The sequence below is a fragment of the Gordonia sp. QH-12 genome (assembly GCF_001578675.1).
Classification (GTDB): Bacteria; Actinomycetota; Actinomycetes; order Mycobacteriales; family Mycobacteriaceae; genus Gordonia; species Gordonia sihwensis.
This window is the reverse complement of sequence record NZ_KQ969291.1, coordinates 1-18,611: the sequence shown is the minus strand read 5'-3', so window position 1 is coordinate 18,611 and position 18,611 is coordinate 1. Positions and strand designations below refer to the sequence as shown.

Here is an 18,611-nt window from a genome sequence, read left to right as displayed (position 1 = left end):
GGTCAGTCCGCTCTCATGTATCTTTGACAGGTTGCCGACGCAGGCGACCCTCCTGCCACGGACCGTCCGTGGCCGAAAGCCCATAGGAGGTGATGTGGTCTTATGCGTCATTACGAACTGATGGTGATCCTCGATCCGAGCCTGGACGAGCGCACCGTCGCCCCATCCCTGGATACCTTCCTCAACGTTGTTCGCAACGAAGGCGGCAAGGTGGACGACGTCGAGATCTGGGGCAAGCGCCGCCTGGCCTACGAGATCGCGAAGCACAACGAGGGCATCTACGCCGTCGTTCAGCTGAACGCGACTCCGGCGACCGTGAGCGAGCTCGATCGTCAGCTGAAGCTGAACGAGTCGGTGCTCCGCACCAAGGTCCTGCGCAAGTAATCCACAGCCTGCGGAGCACGCTGACATTGTCGGTGCCCGCCTCTAGGGTGGTGTCAACCACTTCACAGGGCGCGCCAGTCAGCGTTCTTCGACACGATTAGGGGAGTCTCATGACGGACACGGTCATCACGGTCGTCGGAAATCTGACCGCCGATCCGGAACTGCGGTTCACCGCTTCCGGTGCGCCGGTCGCCAATTTCACGGTGGCCTCCACTCCGCGGACGTTCGACCGTCAGACGAACGAGTGGAAAGACGGCGAAGCGCTGTTCCTCCGCTGCAGCATCTGGCGCGACGCCGCCGAGAACGTGACCGAGTCCCTCACCAAGGGCACCCGAGTGATCGTGCAGGGCAAGCTCAAGCAGCGGTCGTACGAGACCCGTGAAGGGGAACGTCGCACCGTCGTCGAGCTCGAAGTGGATGAGATCGGTCCCTCGCTCCGTTACGCGACCGCCAAGGTCAACCGCACCCAGCGTGGTGGCGGCAACTACGGCGGTGGCGGCGGATACGGCGGCAATCAGGGTGGCGGAAACGCAGGCGGTGGCTTCGGCGCACCGCAGGGCGGACGCCCCCAGCAGGCCGCGAGCCAGCCGGCCGACGACCCGTGGGGCAGTGCGCCCGCAGCGGGCGGCGGCTTCGGTGGCGGGGACGACGAACCACCTTTCTGATTCCGGGCCGCCACCCGGAGACCATTGACTGGAGCAATACATGGCAAAGCAAAAGGGCCGCAAGCCCCGCGTGGAGAAGGTCACGAAGGCCAAGGCCTGCACCTTCTGCAAGGACAAGAAGACCGTCATCGACTACAAGGACACCGCGCTGCTGCGTCGTTTCCTCTCTGACCGCGGCAAGATCCGTTCGCGTCGCGTCACCGGCAACTGCGTGCAGCACCAGCGCGATGTCGCTGTGGCCGTGAAGAACTCGCGTGAGGTGGCGTTGCTGCCGTTCACGTCGACCGGACGCTGAGCGGGAAAGGACAGAAGACAATGAAGCTGATCCTGACCGCATCGGTTGAGAATCTGGGCGAGGCCGGCGACACCGTCGAGGTGCGTGACGGCTACGGCCGCAACTACCTGCTGCCTCGCGGACTGGCGATCGTCGCCACCCGCGGTGCGCTGAAGCAGGTCGAGGGCATCCGCCGCTCGCAGGAGGCTCGCGCGGTGCGCGACCTCGACCACGCCAACGAGATCAAGCAGGCTCTCGAGGGCCTCGACAACGTCTCGCTGACCGTCAAGACCCACGACTCGGGCAAGCTGTTCGGCTCCGTCTCGGCGTCGGACGTCGCGGGCGCCATCCGCGCTGCGGGCGGCCCCGTCGTCGACAAGCGCAGCCTGGAGCTGCCGAAGGGCCACATCAAGGCTCTGGGCGAGTACCCCGTCGTCGTCAAGCTGCACCCGAAGGTGGAGGCCAAGCTGAGCCTCGCCGTCGTCAGCTGACGTAGAGCATCGAAGGAGGCCGGTCACCCCACGGGGTGGCCGGCCTCTGACGTCGGTCCGGTGCGCCGCTCGCATCCGACACCGTCGTCACCGACGTGCGGGTTGCGGGTGACGTTTCGGGTTCGCGGAGTGCGCGGTATCGCCGGCGGGGTACAGGAACCGATGGCCGGCGCGGCTGAGGAGGAATCCGCGATTCCAGTTCCGGCATGCGACGACCCCGGCACGAGGCGCCGCGCAGGTGACGTTCGCGACCGTGATCCGGCTGCCTACCGGGAGCACGCGGGGCCGGTAGCCGCTCACCGGGCCCAGCTGGAACGACGTTCCCTTGCGCACCCAGTACGGACCCTGGCTCTCGCCGCTGACCGCCACGCCGATCGTCCCGGGCGGCGCGGTGGCGGGGCGTCCCCGGCAGGCCATCGCATTCGCCTGCGGACCGATCTGGCAGCGCCAGCCGCCCGCGGTGAAGTAGTGGCGTCCGTTGTCGACGTAGGCCACCGAGCGGTAGTCGTCGGCGTTCACCGAGCGGTACGGCGAGAAGTCGAAGTCCGACGCCCGCGGTGCCGCGTGTGCGATCGCGGGGACCGACGCGGCCAGCAGCGCGATCACGGCGACGACAGTCGCCCGGATGCTCGCTCGCGCAGGATGGGACACACGCACGTTTCCCATTTGAGCACGACAGCCCGTCCGGCGCGCGGAATCGGGCGGATCGCACCGGGTGCGCGACCGCGGATTCGGGTGCACGGTGGATCACCTGAAGTGCTGCTGGACGGTGTTTCGGCGTGGCGCAAGCCGACACGCCGGTGATTCCGCAGCCGGGTTCTGTGGATTTCGTCAACAAGCTCTGACCTGGGGTTACGACGTGAATTCCACGACATTTCCCCACCTGCTCCACAGGGTTGTGCACATGTCTTCCTGCAACGTCCACAGTTGTCCACACGGGCTCCACAGCCCTGTCCACAGGGGGTGGTTGGCAGCATCGCGCCCCTGGCCCTAACCTTTCTGAAGTGTTCGGTTTCCCTTGCGGAAATCACCGGTTGTCGTTGCTGTACCAGGGGGTGTGTGAGTGGCTATTGAGGCCGACCTCGGGCGCGAGCCCGATCTCCCGCCAGAACCTCCGACGGAGGAGTTCGGACGACAGCCACCGCAGGATCAGCAGGCCGAGCAGTCGGTTCTGGGCGGCATGATGCTGTCGAAGGACGCGATCGCCGACGTGCTCGAACGGATCCGTCCCGGCGACTTCTACAAGCCCGCTCACCAGGCCGTGTACGACGCGATCCTCGAGTTGTACGGCCGCGGCGAACCCGCCGACGCCGTCACCGTCGCCGCCGAGTTGGAGCGCAAGGGCGAACTGCGCAAGGTCGGCGGCGCGCCGTACCTGCACACGCTGATCTCGACAGTCCCCACCGCGGCGAACGCCGGCTACTACGCCGAGATCGTCGGCGAGAAGTCGATTCTGCGCAGGCTCGTGGAGGCGGGTACCCGCATCGTGCAGTACGGCTACGCCGGGGCCGACGGCCAGGACGTGGCCGAGGTGGTCGACCGAGCGCAGGCGGAGATCTACGAGGTCACCGAGCGTCGCACCACCGAGGATTACGTGCCGCTGGAGGAACTGCTCCAGCCCACGCTCGACGAGCTCGATTCGATCGCGTCGCGGGGCGGACTGTCGTTGGGCGTGCCCACCGGTTTCGCCGACCTCGACAAGCTGACGAACGGTCTTCATCCCGGTCAGATGATCATCGTGGCGGCGCGTCCGGGCGTCGGCAAGGCGCTGGCGCTCGACACGCCGCTGCCGACTCCGAGCGGGTGGACCACGATGGGCCGGGTCGCGAAGGGTGACCTGCTCCTGGGGGCCGACGGTCGTCCGACCACCGTCGTCGCCGCGACCGAGGTGATGACCCGCCGGCCCTGCTATGCGGTGGAGTTCGACGACGGCGGTGTGATCGTCGCCGATGAACAGCATCAGTGGGCCGTGGAGGTCGACGGCGAGGACCGGCTGCTGACCACCGAACAGCTCCAGATCTACGGCGGCCGCGCCAGCATCGCCAACGCTGCGCCGCTCGAACTGCCGTACCGCCCGCTGGCCTACGGCCCGTACACCGTCGGCGCGCTGGCCGGAATGGCGTATGACGACCCGGAGATCGGCGCGCGGATCGAGGCCGAGGGTCCGGTCGACGTCATGACGTTGATGACGGATCTGGGCGGCCGCATCCCGCACGAGTACCTGCGCGGTTCGGTGCCGCAGCGGCGCGCGCTGCTGGCGGGCATCCTGGACTCCCGCGCGCGTGTGGACGACGACGGCTGGATCACCGTGCCCGCGGCCACCAACCACATGTCTTCCGTGGTCGGGGATCTCGCCGCCGGCCTCGGCTACACCTTCCGCCGGGCCAGCAGCGGCTGGATCCGGCTCAACGCGCCCGACGACGTGTTCACCGTCTTCGAGAAGGCCCAGCGACACAAGGAACTGCGCAGCAGCGTGCGGGCGCGGCGGGTGGTGTCGGTGCGCTCGGTGCCGAGTGTCCCGGTGCGGTGCGTCGAAGTCGACAACATGAGCCACCTGTACCTGGCGGGTGAGGCGATGGTGCCGACTCACAACTCCACCCTCGCCATGGACTGGCTCCGTTCGGCGTCGATTCATCACGGGCTCACCTCGGCCATGTTCTCGCTGGAGATGAGCAAGACGGAGATTGTCATGCGACTGCTGTCGGCCGAGGCGAAGGTGAAGCTCGGCGACATGCGGTCGGGCAACATGAGCGACGACGACTGGAGCCGGCTGGCGCGCCGCATGGGCGAGATCACCGAGGCGCCGCTGTTCATCGACGACTCGCCGAACCTCACCATGATGGAGATCCGGGCCAAGGCCCGACGGCTGAAGCAGAAGCACGATCTCAAGCTCGTCGTCATCGACTACATGCAGCTGATGACGTCGGGCAAGAAGGTCGAATCACGTCAGCAAGAGGTCTCGGAGTTCTCGCGATCGATCAAGCTGCTCGCCAAGGAGCTCGAGGTGCCGGTGGTGGCGATCAGCCAGCTGAACCGTGGCCCCGAACAGCGGACCGACAAGCGTCCCCAGGTCTCCGACCTGCGCGAATCGGGATCGCTGGAGCAGGATGCCGACATGGTCATCCTGCTGCACCGTCCCGACTCGACCGAACGCGACGACCCGCGCGCGGGTGAAGCGGACATCATCGTCGGTAAGCACCGCAACGGTCCCACTGCGACGATCACGGTGGCGCACCAGTTGCACCTGTCTCGGTTCGTCGACATGGCGCGAGGCTGAGCGGCGCGTGTCGAGATGCAGCGAAGATTAGCAAGGTGGTCCCGCTTGTTTAACAAGCCTGATCACGGCGTAAGAATCGCCCTGACTAGGGCAAACATGGTCAGGCGAGCGTTGCCCGTAGCCCGCGTTTCGGTATGATTTCCTGCTAATTTTGCCGGGGAATCTATTCCTGGAAATCGCCGAGTGCGCGGGTGAAACCGGGCGACGAAGGGGCTGAAGTGACCGGCGGCTGGCGGCAGGCTATCGGCGATTGGCTTGTGGGATGAGCTCGTCTAATTCGCAGATGACGTTGGTGCTGGTTTTGGGGATGTGCTCGGCGGATTCGACGCTTGCTCGGTGACTCCGTGACCGGGCTTGGTCAGCGGAAGGGTTGCGAGGTGCTTCTGGAGCCGCTTCGACATCGGCATGAACGTGACGAAGGTCAGGCTTCCCGAGACAACCGCGCCTACCAGCGGCACGACCTTGGCTGCGCTCTTGGCGAAGACCTGCTTGGTCATCTGAATGCCCAGGAGCCCTGCAACCTTCTTGACCACCGGATATATCGCACCCTTGGTGAGAGCCTTCTGCGGCAGCTTCCTGGCCACTTCACTTGCGATCAACTTCGAGACTTGCGCCACGCCGGCCTGGGCCGCGTTCACGCCAAACATCACGCCGATGAACAGCGTGAGCATGCTTTCGGTCGCGGAGTCCATTCCGTCGGCGCTGTCGTCGAAGAGCTCCGGCCAGCTGTAGATGTAGGCGAGCTTCTGGACGACGCGAAGAAGGTGCCCATAGTACTGCGCGATATCAGCCGGGACCGTGCCGATCGCTGCGAGGCCTCCAGGGATGCCGGCTGCCGTGGAAAGTGTCGTCACCTTGCCGGTCTCGAACTTGATCACGCTGTTGGCGATCTTGTCGATCACTTGAGGTGTTACGCCTGCTTCGGCCGGTGTTGTGGCGATAGCGAGTTTGATCTGCTCGTCGGTGCAGTATCGCTTCAGCTCTCTGCGGAGGAAGGCCTCCCGGTTGATCTGCACACCCGGCAGCTGAGCCGATGCCTGCAGCGTCTGCTCGAACTTCGTCGACGGAGCGACCTGATTGCCTTTGGCCATGGGAGCAACCTATCGCAGCCTTCCGACACGGACCGCTGATGGGGCGAAGGAGACGTCGGCCTATCACCCGAAATGCCTCGCTGACCGATTGTCGACTTGCTCCCTTAGTAGCCCTTCGACCTCGATTTCTTGCTAGATTTGGTGCTAATTCCTGCGGAAGCGGAGGTGTCACTTGACCGAGAGTTCCCGCGCGGCGGTGACGTGGCGGTTCCGATTCGCTGGCGACAAGGTGTCCCGCGTGTTGAACTGGCGGTCCGACGGTCCGCCGGATCTCGCACGTGTAGTTCCGATTCGCAAGCCTCGATCCTCGGAACGTCACCGGCACATACCTGTCACTGCGTATTCACTGACCATGCGCGACCACCTAGAACTCGAGTCGGGCCTCGAGCATGACCTCTTGCGACGCCTGGACCGGCTCAACGATATCGTCGCGCTGATACCGCAACCGTGTCAGCTGAAGCGGGGCGGATCGTCCTCGGCGAAAAACACGCCCGACTTACTCAGCCTTGACGACACCGGGGCGGTAACGCTCTGGAATGCACGCCTGCCGCACAAGATGGACGACAAATTCAAGCTTCAGGTCGCAATGGTCGAGGCCGCCTGCGCGAATGTGGGATGGCGTCACGAGGTATTCAACGGACTCGACCGCGTAGAACGCCTAAACCTTCTGTGGCTGCACGGCTACCGCCGAAGGCCTTCCTGGTATGACCAGGTGGCTGGCGAGATCGGGAAGGAAGCAAGTAACGACGCCGCGACTCTGGGCTCCCTATTTCGTCTGGATACCGGAAACGGGGAGGCCATCGCCGTGGTCTGGCACATGGTCTGGTCCGGTGAGCTGGATACCAACCTCTCGAAGCGATTGACGATGGAAACGCCAGTGCGCGCGGGACTGGTGGCGTAGTGGACACAAGTCGCACAGTGGTTGAGGTCGGTGGCCGACTTCTGACTGAGTGGGGAACCGGTCTGGTGACAGCGGTATCAGCGGCCGGCGTAGACCTCCGCACCAGCGTCGGCGATTCCTTGCACGTCGATTGGCCCGAACTCGCAGAGGTGCGAGTCGTGGTCGATGGCGATGTAGCGCCAATCAGACCGGCGCTCCGCCCGTACTGGGATGGCCTGTCTGAGGAAACGCGCCGAGCCGCCCTCGACAAACTTGAAATCGTGCATGAGATACTGACCGGCTACCGGGACGGTCACGCCGAACTCGCGCGCGATGGCGAACCGCGCCCACCCTTCGGCGAAGGCTTCGGCGTCTCCGAGGCGGCGCGCTGTCGCGCGATGGCGGTCGCGTTGCAGCAAGAAGCTGTGGGAGATCGTGCCCTACAACGCCGCATCGCGAACGGTGAGATCAAGCGATCGGCTCCGGTCGACAGCACCATCCGCAACTGGGTGCGTGCATGGAAACGCGACGGACTACTCGGGCTCCTCGATGCCAGATCCCTGCGTCGCGAACAGACGTGGGAGCGAATCGATGAGCGCTATCGGACTGTTGCTGAGTTGGTCTTCGCCACCCTGGACGGAGATCGGGCGGACGCCAACATCAGCGAGCTTGATCGGCGGATCAAGGTTGAGCTCAAGCGTGCAGGGCACGTGGATGTCTCCACGCCGCAGCGTCTGACGGCAGAGTATCTCGCGCACCTCAAACGGGGCGCGGGCGCAACAACCCGCACCCAGAGAAGCCGGTCGCTACAGCGCGTGTCGGGCAAAGAGCACTTCCCCGCAATCAGGCCTGGGCAAATAGTCGCCATCGACGCCACGAGGGCGGACAACCTCGTATACGACCCGCTTCTCGGGCGACCCTTCAGCGTCGAAATCCTCACTGCAATCGACGTCGCCACCAGAGTGGTCCTCGCACTGCGCGTGGTGCCGAAGAGCGCCGATGGAATCGATGCCGGGCTACTTCTCTACGACATCTGCCGCCCGTTCTCGATGATGGTGGAGGGCACCACCATCAGTCACTGGCGCTGGGCCGGTTTGCCCCAAGTCGTCGACGCTTCTGATGTCGCGGTCAACGTTGGGCGCAGAAGTGTTGCACCCGATTTCACTACGCTTCAAGGAGAGCACCACATCCCTGGCGTCATGCCGGACGCGATCCGCGCCGACCACGGTTCGATCTTCGTGTCCGATCACTTCCGCGCGATTCTGCGCGACTTCGGGATTGACTTGTTGCTCAGTCGCGGGAAGAAGCCAACGGACAACCCCCACGTTGAACGCTGGCACGAGACGCTACAACGGGCCGTTCAACAGCTCCCCGGCTACAAAGGTCGCAATACCTCGGAGCGCGGTCGATTGGTCGCCGAGGAGGCATTGGTCACGGCCGCCGAACTGGAAGAACACCTTCGGCGATTCGTCGCCTTGGACTACCACCGGTCGTGGCACACAGGCTTGGTTATCGGTGGTGAGCCCACCGCTCGCACCAGTCCTTTGGAGCTCTGGGACATCATGCTCGACGTCACCGGCCGTATCGACGTACCGCAGCGTGCAGACATGATCTATCAGATGCTTCCGGTCAAGTGGGGCACAGTCGGAGTCGCAGGTGTCGAGTTTGCTGAGATGGTCTACGACGGCAAGCTGCTCGATGATTTTCGGAATGTCGCACGGGGCCAGTTCAGGGACGACGACAACAAGGTTCCCTTTCTTGTCGACCCGCACGACTTGTCGAGCATCTGGTTCCCGCACCCCGAGACCGGCCGTGTACGCCCCGTTGCGTGGCGAGGATCTTTCTTCACTGACGCGCCGATGACCGATACGATCGTTCAGGCTGTTAGGCGGCGCGTCCGCGAACGCGGCGGCAACCACATTCTGAGTCGGGGCTCAGCGCAGCGGCAGATCCTCGACGAGCTCACGGAACTCACCTCTGGGCCCGTTCCAACTGACTGGACTGCCAAACTGTCAGCCGCGCACCGCAGAGTTGAACAATCGCGCAAAGACCACGAAGAAGCTCAGGCAGCCCAAGGTGCAACCCGCGACGAAGCCACTCAGTCGGGCGGCAACGAAGCACGCACCAAGACGCCCCATACCGATTCACCCCAGGACGACGTTCCCTTGGACATCCTCGACGTCCCGTGGCCGACGATGCGGGCCGACTCCTGATGGACTCTCTCGCTTGGCATTTGGCTTGCACCAAAACGGAGTTGCCAGAACCACCTCTGTACACGTCGGCTGGTTGGGACAGGATGACATCCGAGGACCGCTCGCGGGCGGTCGATGCGCTGCGTCAATGGATGAATGGACTCTACGTCGAAACGGCCGAGACCCGCGCAGTCGCAGACCGACTCACTGAGATCGTGCAGGAGAATTCTGAAACGGGCCCCGGTGCGAAGGCAATAGCGTCGGTCACAGGCGCAAGCACGCTCGGGAAGAGCACGGCGGTCCGCCGCTGGGCCACAAGGAAATACGTGGAATGGATCGTAGGCGCACCGAAAGGCCCTGCAGAACTGCCCACGTGGAACCCTCAGCCAACGATCGACGCAGACCTATGCCCCGTCGTTTGGGTCAACCTGCAATCTGGCTCGATGGTCAAAGGATTCAACTCCCAAGTCCTTGACTTCTTCCGCTTATCCGCCAGCGGCGCCGCCCACCAGACGTCAACCGCCGCGGTCAGGGCATTGGCACGCCACGGCGTGCGCACCCTTCTCATCGACGACTTCCATCTACTGCGTACCAACTGGAAGGGCGGCCGGGAGGTCCTCGATCACGTGAAGTACATGAACACCGAGCTCGGCGAATTCAACGCCAGCTTAATTCTGGTTGGGACAGACCTCGAATCCAGTGAAGCCATGAGCGATGCCCAGCTTATCGGCCGCCTCCAGCCAATGAGCTTCAGTCCTTACGGAATCGAGACTTCGGAGGAGCAACACGCGTGGCAGCAACTGCTCTACGGGCTGGAAGGTTATCTCCTTCCGCATCTCCCTCGGGCAAGCGAAGGGCTTCTCACTTCACAGCTCGCGGGGCCCATCTGGAAGCGATCTCAGGGCTACGTCGGTGACGCGACACGCCTCCTCCGCATTGCGACACTTGCAGCGATCGCCGACGGCACGCACACGATCAACCCAGAACACCTGAAGGAAGTCCGCCTCAGTAAACGAGCGCACGCAGCAGAGGCGGAAATCGATCTTCGGCGCCGCAGCAAGCAGAGCAGGGTGTGATGTCACCGGCAGACAACGGAAGGGGGCTATCCATGCGAGAGCCTCGTATCGGCTATCTGCCTGCTCGACCGATTCCAGCCGACGATGAATCGCTGGAGTCCTTCGTATTGCGCGCGGCGACGGCGAATTGCACCACCGTCACCAAGATCCTTGGTCGAAGTCAGTTATCGCGATCAGCGTCTGACTACGAGCCGATTCTGCGGCACCTGGCCACGCTGACGCGCCAGCCATTCTCGCGCATTTCGGCGATGACCCTTGATGACTGCCATAGTCGAGTGCTCGCGAAGGAAGGCTGGCTGGCAAGTGAGTGGGGTCAGCATTGCCGTTGCGCCCCAAACGGAGTGGCACGGCGAGAGTGGGCTTTGGCTCTGTCTCCGGTCTGCTTCTACTGCGGGCACCTCATCGGGATGCCCGGTAGTGGCACTGCGCAGTTGACCAGAGTTCCCAATCGGATTCTGTCGGTCTGCAAGGAGGTCTCGTCCGCTGCACACAGATCTACGACTGACTTCGATGCACTCGACCGACTTGAGTGTCTCCGTGCGGAACTACCCTCGGTGGCTCGTCGGCTCAGTCGAGGATCTGCACACTGGATCCCAGCTGATGCTCAGTTGGTGACCACTGCGACGGCAGATCTTGCGACGAGTCACGAGTCCGAGGAAGAGCTACCGCGATCTCCTGCCGTTCGTGCACTGGCCATCGCAATGGCCTGGGAAGAACAGCGAACGTGGCTGACACCACGAGTATCTCCACATCCACGTCCCACTCCTGTCCGACCAGAGAATTCTGAAATACCCGATTCGCAGGTCTTCACTCGACGGGTACTCCGCACAGGCGCGAAGACTGTCAAGACCATGCGGTTACCGAAGAGCTCAGTCCGCCATCCACGCGGCGAAGATCTGATGCGGCTGGCGCTTGGCCATACGCAATTGACGCTTGACCACATCCCAGGGATCTACCGGCAAGAAGGCGAACCGTTCGTGCTCGACCCCGCCCAGTGGTTGTGGCGTTCCAGAGTCGCGCTACTTCTCAGTCAATGTGTTCGGTTGCGCGATCATTGGAGCCTTGCCGACGAGCCGACCTACCGTCTGACGAAAGCTGGTAGCTACTCGATTTGCATAGGGGCGTGGCCGAAATGGACTCCGATCTTCCACCGCGAGAGCGACATTGCCCATGCGATGAATCTGGCGCGAGCTCTATGCCTCGACGAGCTCGTCAACTACCGTGAGCGCCGCGACGCGTTAAGACGGATTGAAGCCGCCCCGCCGGACCTGGTCGGCACCCTGCCCGCAGCCGCCCGGAACTTCGATGGCTGCGCCCGGCTCGCCGCATCTTGGATGTGGTTCGATGCAACCTGTGATAGCCCGCGTACATGGCCAGACGCCGAACACCTGAAAGCATTTGACGCTGCGCTCAACCCCGAAGGCCGTCTCATCCTCCGCAGTGCCGCCGAAGCGATCTGCGTCGCCGACGAAGATCTTGTGCGTCAGGTTGGGAGTGGAGACTTCGGTGTGGTGGATTCGGACCGAGTCTCAGAAGAGGACCGGACTCGTGTGGGCGCGTGACTTCCAGTCGCTCGCCCACTGCGGGCGCTACCAAACCGCGACGGCGATGGAGCCTCTGAGCTAATGCTCCCCGCTCGAGTTGCAATCGATCCACGCGAGTCGCTTGATTCGTACCTCGAGCGGATTGCACTTGTGAACGATCTGACGACCAAGAGTCTTGTCCGCATGCTCAAGGAGAACCGGGACGGATCGTCGGTCTCGACGGCTTTCATGCTGGTCCGGCCTAGCGATGAGCTCGTCGGCCGAATAGTGGATCTCACTGGGCTGGGGGCATCGGCCGTCGAGAATTCGACCTTGTTGCGTTACGACGGAGGCGCGCCACTCAACCTCGACGGCTTCGACCCGCTCGATCGGGCGAGCTACCGCGCCATCGTTTGCCAGGGGTGGTTCCCGCAGCATGGGACGCAACTATGCCCACTCTGCCTATCGCACGACGGAATCTGGCAGCTGTCGTGGAAGCTACCGGTGTCGACAGTGTGTCCCGACCACGGCGTCTACCTGGTCGCTGAGTGTTCAAGATGTAGCCGGCGCTTTCGAACGCGACACCACAGTCCGCTGCGTCCTCGGCTCGATGAACACCAGCCGTGCGGGAATCCGCTCGGATTCTCGGCTCCCTGCCGACACTCCATCCTGAGAGAGAAACCGACGGCTGCATCCGAAGGTGCAATTCGGACCGCAACACGGGTTACGGCCGCTATCCAAGGCGAAGAAACGAGCGTTCTCGATGGCGCTCTCGCGCCCCCCGCGTACCTCGCAGAAGTCCGAAACTTAACCACTCTTCTACTTCACCTCGCATCCCGGTCTCGCGCAAGGGGTTTCGTCGAATGGGCCGGAGATCTCCAAGCCGAAGCCGCTGGTCGCACAACTGAGCTTCGAGGGCCTCGGTGGGGTATTCAGCCGCCGACAAGTGCAGTCACCCGCGGTGAAGCACTGGCGGAGGCGGATGGGATTCTGTCCAGTCCGGAGAGTGCGGACGCCGTCGCACGGTTGGCCGAGTGGTTCGATCTGATCCCGGACGTCCCGGGCGGCCCGAGAGGATGGATCGTCAATCGCGCGGCAAAGAGTCCGGTGTTGAGCTGGCTGGTGGTCCAGGTGCTTTCAGCCCGCCGCCATGTCGGCCTGCAGATCGATCATCACGACGCGTTGATCGATCTGCCGCTGTCTGCGATCCCTCAACTCCTCGATGAGCACACCTACCGTCGTCATTTCGCTGGGATGCTGACAACGCAGGAAAGCACGGGGCGGCTGTACGCCTCCCTGTGTATTGCGCGCGCACAACGGCCAGGGTCGACGTGGTCCACTGCTGCAGCGAGTATCGAACTCGACCCGGACATTGGCAGACGGACATCGCGAGCGGCGAGCACGCGACTGGCCGCGAGTCCTTCAGAGATCGCGGCAGCCGCCAGCGCGGCAGCGAGGGAACTATCGCGTCGACGGGATTTTCGGGCGCTCGAGCGACGAGTCATCGAGCTCGCGAGTACGCCCGACACGTGGTTCACCGATTGGGCGCGGTCGGCGAGTCCGAGGAGGCGCGCGGCCGCACTCCCGTACGCGGTGACATGGATGTGGTGCGAGGTTGCTCAGGGGGGGTTGGACACCAGCCCGGCGTGGCCGCCGCCGGTGACCCGACAATCGAAGGCGGCTTATCGGGTGTTTCGTGACACGCTTCCGGAGGAGTTGGGGCGAGCATTGCGCGAACTCGCCGATGGGAACTCGAGGTGACGGGCGTCGGGCGGCACCTCAGCGAAGTCTTCGACAGCTTCTCAGCAAGCGTTCGAAGGCCTGGCAATGCCACTCGGCTTGGTCTCGTTGAATTCCTGGCGATGGCGAACCTGTCAGTATCGGCGGGTAGCGTTCGAGGGCTGGCAATGAGGAGGTCCACGCGTGCAGCTTGAAGAGTTGAAGCCCGGTCTGCGAGTCGAGGGTCTCATTCCCGCAGAGGTGATCACTGTCATCGCTGCTCAATGGCATGGCACGGACGCACTCGCACTCACTTACCAGAACGGCTCAGGTGGACTTGGCCAACAGGTTGTGTTCCGCAAGGACCAGGACAACCTCAGCGTCGCCACCAGCGGTAGCCGCGCGTTTGACGCCACCGCCAGCGACTTCAAGCTCGTCGCCGAGGCCCAACGTATCTCGCTGGCCGGCCTTTTCGATCCAATGCTGGCCGTCGCCACGAGCGACGTGCAGCCGCTGCCGCACCAGATTCGCGCGGTGTACGGCGAACTCCTACCGCGGACCCCGCTTCGGTTCCTTCTCGCCGACGACCCCGGTGCCGGCAAGACGATCATGGCCGGCCTCTACATCAAGGAGCTGCTGCTCCGCGACGACGTCAAGCAGTGCCTGATCATCGCTCCCGGTGGACTGGTCGAGCAGTGGCAGGACGAACTGTTCTTCAAGTTTGGGCTGCGGTTCGACCTGCTGACCAACCAGCTCATCGATGCCAACATCAACCTCAACGTCTTCGAAACGAACCCACTCGTGATCGCACGCATGGATCAGCTCTCCCGCAACGAGGCACTCCAGGCCCAACTGAAGGAGACGGAGTGGGATCTGATCATCGTCGACGAGGCACACAGAATGGGAGCGCACTACTTCGGCGGGAAGCTGGAGAAGACCAAACGCTTCCTGCTGGGGGAGCTGCTCGGCCAAATTACCCGCCACCTCCTGCTGATGACCGCGACTCCACACTCGGGCAAGGAAGAGGACTTTCAGCTCTTCCTCACTTTGCTCGACCGCGATCGGTTCGAGGGCAAGCAGAAGAAGTCTGTCGACGTCACCGGAATCATGCGGCGCATGGTCAAGGAAGACCTGCTGACGTTCGAAGGTAAGAAGCTCTTCCCTGAACGCATCGCCGAAACTGTGCCCTACGAGTTGACCGAGCGGGAGAAGGGCCTCTACGAGGACGTCACTCGCTACGTCCGCGAGGGCATGAACCGTGCCGACAGGCTTGGCGGCAAGCGTAAGAACACTGTCGGATTCGCCCTGACTGTCCTTCAGCGCAGACTCGCCTCCAGCCCTGAGGCGATCTACAAGAGCCTCGTCCGCCGCACCGAACGGCTGGAGCGCAAGAAGACCGAGATCCTCAACGGCACCTACAAGGAACCCGACGACGTCATCGGCTCGGGCGACTTCGACGAAGATGAATACAACGCCGAAGAACTGGAGCAGCTTGAGGAAGACGTGATGGACGCGGCCACCGCCGCCCAGACCGTCGAGGAGCTCAACGCAGAACTTGTCGAACTCGCCGATCTGATTGCGACCGCCAAGAAGGTCCGCGAGGCTGGCACCGACCGCAAGTGGACCGAACTCTCCACGATCCTCCAGGACAATGCGCTGGTCACCGATTCGAACGGTTGGCCACGGAAGTTCATCATCTTCACCGAGCACCGCGACACCCTTGACTATCTCCAGTCCAAGATCGGCTCTTTGCTCGGCAAGCCCGACTCGGTCAAGGCGATCCACGGTGGCGTCCGCAGAGGTGAGCGGCGCGTGATCACCGAGGAGTTCACCAAGAACCGCGACGTCCAAATCCTCATCGCAACCGACGCCGCTGGAGAGGGGCTTAACCTTCAGGCCGCGCACCTGATGGTCAACTACGACCTGCCGTGGAACCCCAACCGCATCGAGCAACGCTTCGGCCGCATCCACCGCATCGGCCAAGAAGAGGTCTGCCGACTCTGGAACCTCGTAGCCTCCAACACCCGCGAGGGTGAAGTCTTCACCCGCCTGCTGGAGAAGCTCGACCAGATGCGTCAGACATACGGTGGCAAAGTCTTCGACGTCCTCGGCGAGGCGTTCACCGAGACCCCGCTGCGCAACCTCCTGCTCGATGCCATCCAGCACGGCGAGCGCCCCGACGTCAAGGCTAAAATGCATGAGGTCATCGACGCGTCGGTCGGGGATGGACTCAAGGATCTCCTCGACGAACGGGCATTGGCGTCGGAGAACCTGGCCGAGGCCGACCTGCATGCACTGCGCGCGGCAATGGACGAAGCACGCGCCCGCCGCCTTCAACCGCACTACATCGAGATGGCATTCAAGGCCGCCTTCGCCCGCCTCGGCGGCCGCATCGTGAGGCGCGAACAGGGTCGCTACGAGATCGCGAACGTGCCCCAGCAAATACGCGCCGCAGGCACAGGGCCGATCGCAACCAAGTACGACCGAGTCACGTTCGATCTTGGCAAGGTCCACGCCGACGAACTCAGCCGCGCCGACCTTCTCGCCCCGGATCATCCGCTGCACGACGCGGTCATGGACGAGTCCGTGCGACAGTTCGGTGGTTCCCTCAACCGAGGCACGATCTTGGTTTCCTCGACGCTGGAGGAGACACACCTGCTCGTCGGCGTGATCGAAGAGGTCGCCGACGCGACCGGAGAGTCCGTCGCACGCCGCTTCGGCTACGCATACGTCGACAGCTTCGGCACCGTGACGCCTGCCGGCCCCGCGCCCTACCTGGACTGCGTGGCGGCACCCGAGAACGCTGTCACCGATACAGCCCGCACCCTCCCGTGGCTGGCAGGTGCTGAAGACAAAACCACGAGCTGGATTATCGCCAACCAACTCCCCGACTACCTCGACGACGTTCAGCCGAGGCGCCTCGCGGAGTTGAGTAAGGCACGTGACCTGGTCATCAAGCGGCTCGAAGGTGAACGCGACCGCCTCATCCTCGATGCCGCCGTCGCGGCGGAAAAGGAACGCGCCGGTGAGAAACCGAAAGAATCATCGGAGAGCCTGAATCGTAAAGCCGTCGAACTCGACGCCCGTCTACGCAAGAGGCTCGCACTGCTTGACCACCAGCAGCTTATGTCGACCAAGCCACCACGCATCGTCACCGCAGCACTGGTGCTCCCCGTCGGGATACTGGAGACCGACCTACCCGCGACCGCGCCCATCCACGCGAAGGAGACCAAAGAGGTCGAACGCCGCGGTGTCGACTTGGTGATGGCCCGTGAACGTGAACTCGGACGCAAGCCCGTCGAGCAGGCCTTCAACAATCCCGGTTTCGACATCCTCTCCACAGACGCCAAAGGCGACACCTACCGCATCGAGGTCAAAGCGCGTATCGAAGGAGCGACCGACTTCTTCGTCACCCACAACGAGGTGATGGTTGGTAAGAACGCCGCCCCGCGTTACCGCCTCGCTCTCGTCCGCGTCGACCCGCGTGGCGCCCAGCACGACGAGGTCCGCTACCTCGACAACCCATTCGCCACCACCGACCTCGGTGACTTCAACGCCACCGGCATCCGAGGCGATTGGTCCAAGCAGTGGGCAAAAGGGAAGGCGCCGTTTTGATGGCATCCAAGTCCTCCCGAAAACGGCGGAACAAGAAGCGCCGCCAGGACGCTACTAAAGCCGGGCACGCCGACCAACACGTTCAGGTAGTGCTGGAGCGCGCCTTCGATACTGCTGGGTTGCTTTCAGACGTCTCGAAAGCGACCGACCCTGCAGCGGAGGTTGAGCGGCGCATCGATGATGCGGCGACGCAGTTCGTCGAGGGGTTCGCTGGCTACGACCCTCTGGGAACGCTTGAGGCCATTCGCATGATGACGTTGCCGTTCGCCCCGGCGGGCGTCTCGCCGCCCGCCAGCGCGCAGAGCGGCCCCGCTGTCGCAGAGGTCTTGGCCGTTGTGCTCCGGTGTGCGGAGTCAGAGATGGATTCCGGTGTCGAACCCAAGCGGGTCGATCAAGACTGAATCGCCCCGGGTTTGTCAGAGGCTCGCAAGTGCCGCGTCGGCGGGTACCGGTGCGGGGTGGTTGTGATGATAGGTGTCCTCGAGCTCGATGGGCGGGATCATGCCGATCTCGCCGTGCAATCGCCGGTGATTGAACCAGTCGATGTATTCCGCGGTCGCGATCTCGAGGTCGTCGATATTCTTCCAGGGCCCGCGGTTGCGGACCAGCTCGGCCTTGAACAGCGAGTTGAAGGCCTCGGCCAGGGCATTGTCGTATGAGTCGCCGGTGGAACCGACCGAGGCGGCCGCGCCAGCCTCGGCAAGACGCTCGGTGTAGCGGATGGCGACGTATTGAACGCCCTTGTCGCTGTGGTGCGTGAGCCCGGTGACCGACTGGCCTGCGCGATCGCGGGTCCAGATGCCCATCTCCAACGCGTCCAGCGCAAGGTCGGTCCGTAGCGACTTCGAGAGCTGCCAGCCGACCACGCGGCGAGAGAACACGTCGATGACGAACGCGGCATACACCCAGCCGACGAAGGTGCGGCAGTAGGTGATGTCCGCGACCCACAACTGGTTCGGAGCGGTTGCAGTGAAGTCGCGATCGACCAGGTCAGGCCGACTATCCGGGCCGCGACCGGAGATCGTGGTGCGCGGGCCCTTGGCTCGGCTAATCCCTCGTAACCCCGCAACGCGCATGAGCCGCTCGACCGTGCAGCGCGCGACGACGACGCCCTCGCGACGCAGTTGGGCGTGGACCTTCTTCGCCCCGTAGACGCCAAAGTTCGCCGAGTGGACGCGGTGGATCTCGATCAGCAGTTCCTCGTCGCGCAGTGCTCGCTTCGAGGGTGGTCGGGTCTTGAACGCGTAGTACGTGCTCGGCGCGATCTGCGTGCCCGCTGCGGTCAGCGTCCGACAGATCGGCTCGACGCCGAACTCATGCTTGTACTGGTCGATGTATTCCACGATCAACGCTGTGGGCGGTCGAGCTCCGCCGCGAAAAAAGCCGAGGCCGACCTCAGGATCGGCGGATTCAAGCGGTCAGTG

General features: G+C 63.6%; 14 protein-coding genes, 2 pseudogenes and 1 other annotated feature. Of the genes and pseudogenes, 13 read left to right on the top strand and 3 right to left on the bottom strand.

The features are described from left to right. Window positions 1–102: 102 nt before the first annotated feature. The 4 genes from rpsF to rplI all read left to right on the top strand — a co-directional run bounded on the left by rpsF (window position 103) and on the right by rplI (window position 1,814). Window positions 103–384, top strand: a complete 282-nt coding sequence (gene rpsF / locus Y710_RS10315; RefSeq protein ID WP_006896700.1) for a 30S ribosomal protein S6 — start codon at window positions 103–105, stop codon at window positions 382–384. 110 nt (window positions 385–494) lie between these two features. Then, the gene (locus Y710_RS10310; RefSeq protein WP_006896699.1) at window positions 495–1,049 is read left to right on the top strand and encodes a single-stranded DNA-binding protein; all 555 of its coding nucleotides are present in this window, start codon (window positions 495–497) and stop codon (window positions 1,047–1,049) included. Between the two features lie 40 nt (window positions 1,050–1,089). Further along, a complete protein-coding gene (rpsR, locus tag Y710_RS10305; RefSeq protein ID WP_006896698.1) occupies window positions 1,090–1,344 on the top strand; it encodes a 30S ribosomal protein S18 in 255 nt (84 codons plus the stop codon). A gap of 20 nt (window positions 1,345–1,364) precedes the next feature. Then, entirely contained in the window at window positions 1,365–1,814 is a 450-nt protein-coding gene (gene rplI / locus Y710_RS10300) for a 50S ribosomal protein L9 (RefSeq protein WP_006896697.1), read from the top strand. 87 nt (window positions 1,815–1,901) lie between these two features. Here the strand turns inward: rplI and Y710_RS10295 are convergent, their stop codons facing one another. After that, window positions 1,902–2,480, bottom strand: a complete 579-nt coding sequence (locus Y710_RS10295; protein ID WP_051999650.1) for a hypothetical protein — start codon at window positions 2,478–2,480, stop codon at window positions 1,902–1,904. Between the two features lie 397 nt (window positions 2,481–2,877). Between Y710_RS10295 and dnaB the strand changes: the two genes are divergently transcribed. Next, a complete protein-coding gene (gene dnaB, locus Y710_RS10290; RefSeq protein WP_006896695.1) occupies window positions 2,878–5,091 on the top strand; it encodes a replicative DNA helicase in 2,214 nt (737 codons plus the stop codon). A 272-nt stretch (window positions 5,092–5,363) separates the two neighbouring features. Here dnaB and Y710_RS10285 read toward each other — a convergent pair whose 3' ends face one another. After that, window positions 5,364–6,182: a hypothetical protein gene (locus tag Y710_RS10285; protein WP_006896694.1), complete on the bottom strand. Its 819-nt coding sequence runs from the start codon at window positions 6,180–6,182 to the stop codon at window positions 5,364–5,366. 196 nt (window positions 6,183–6,378) lie between these two features. Between Y710_RS10285 and Y710_RS10280 the strand changes: the two genes are divergently transcribed. From Y710_RS10280 to Y710_RS10250, 8 genes and pseudogenes are all read left to right on the top strand, one after another. Next, window positions 6,379–7,083, top strand: coding sequence for a TnsA-like heteromeric transposase endonuclease subunit (locus Y710_RS10280; RefSeq protein ID WP_306302654.1), 705 nt, complete (start codon window positions 6,379–6,381; stop codon window positions 7,081–7,083). A 158-nt stretch (window positions 7,084–7,241) separates the two neighbouring features. Continuing rightward, window positions 7,242–9,275 (top strand): transposase, encoded by a 2,034-nt coding sequence (locus tag Y710_RS10270; RefSeq protein ID WP_223291302.1) that lies wholly within the window; start codon window positions 7,242–7,244, stop codon window positions 9,273–9,275. An 83-nt stretch (window positions 9,276–9,358) separates the two neighbouring features. Next, entirely contained in the window at window positions 9,359–10,330 is a 972-nt protein-coding gene (locus Y710_RS10265) for a TniB family NTP-binding protein (protein ID WP_223259049.1), read from the top strand. After that, window positions 10,330–10,701, top strand: a pseudogene (locus Y710_RS19120) (TniQ family protein); the annotation flags it as partial. The gene Y710_RS10265 and the pseudogene Y710_RS19120, both read left to right, overlap by 1 nt. 480 nt (window positions 10,702–11,181) lie before the next feature. Next, a complete protein-coding gene (locus Y710_RS19115; RefSeq protein WP_223291355.1) occupies window positions 11,182–11,892 on the top strand; it encodes a hypothetical protein in 711 nt (236 codons plus the stop codon). Between the two features lie 63 nt (window positions 11,893–11,955). Further along, a pseudogene (locus Y710_RS19110) lies at window positions 11,956–12,333 on the top strand (TniQ family protein); the annotation flags it as partial. A gap of 1,443 nt (window positions 12,334–13,776) precedes the next feature. Next, window positions 13,777–17,187: a helicase-related protein gene (locus Y710_RS10255; RefSeq protein ID WP_006896687.1), complete on the top strand. Its 3,411-nt coding sequence runs from the start codon at window positions 13,777–13,779 to the stop codon at window positions 17,185–17,187. Then, complete coding sequence (locus tag Y710_RS10250) at window positions 17,187–17,588, top strand: hypothetical protein (RefSeq protein WP_006896686.1); 402 nt, start codon at window positions 17,187–17,189, stop codon at window positions 17,586–17,588. The genes Y710_RS10255 and Y710_RS10250 overlap by 1 nt, the downstream gene beginning before the upstream one ends. 15 nt (window positions 17,589–17,603) lie before the next feature. On the opposite strand, the gene Y710_RS10245 is transcribed toward Y710_RS10250, so the two are convergent. Beyond that, window positions 17,604–18,530: an IS3 family transposase gene (locus Y710_RS10245; protein WP_006896685.1), complete on the bottom strand. Its 927-nt coding sequence runs from the start codon at window positions 18,528–18,530 to the stop codon at window positions 17,604–17,606. Continuing rightward, window positions 18,444–18,572: a sequence feature (AL1L pseudoknot), on the bottom strand. Its footprint overlaps the gene before it by 87 nt. Window positions 18,573–18,611: the final 39 nt, after the last annotated feature.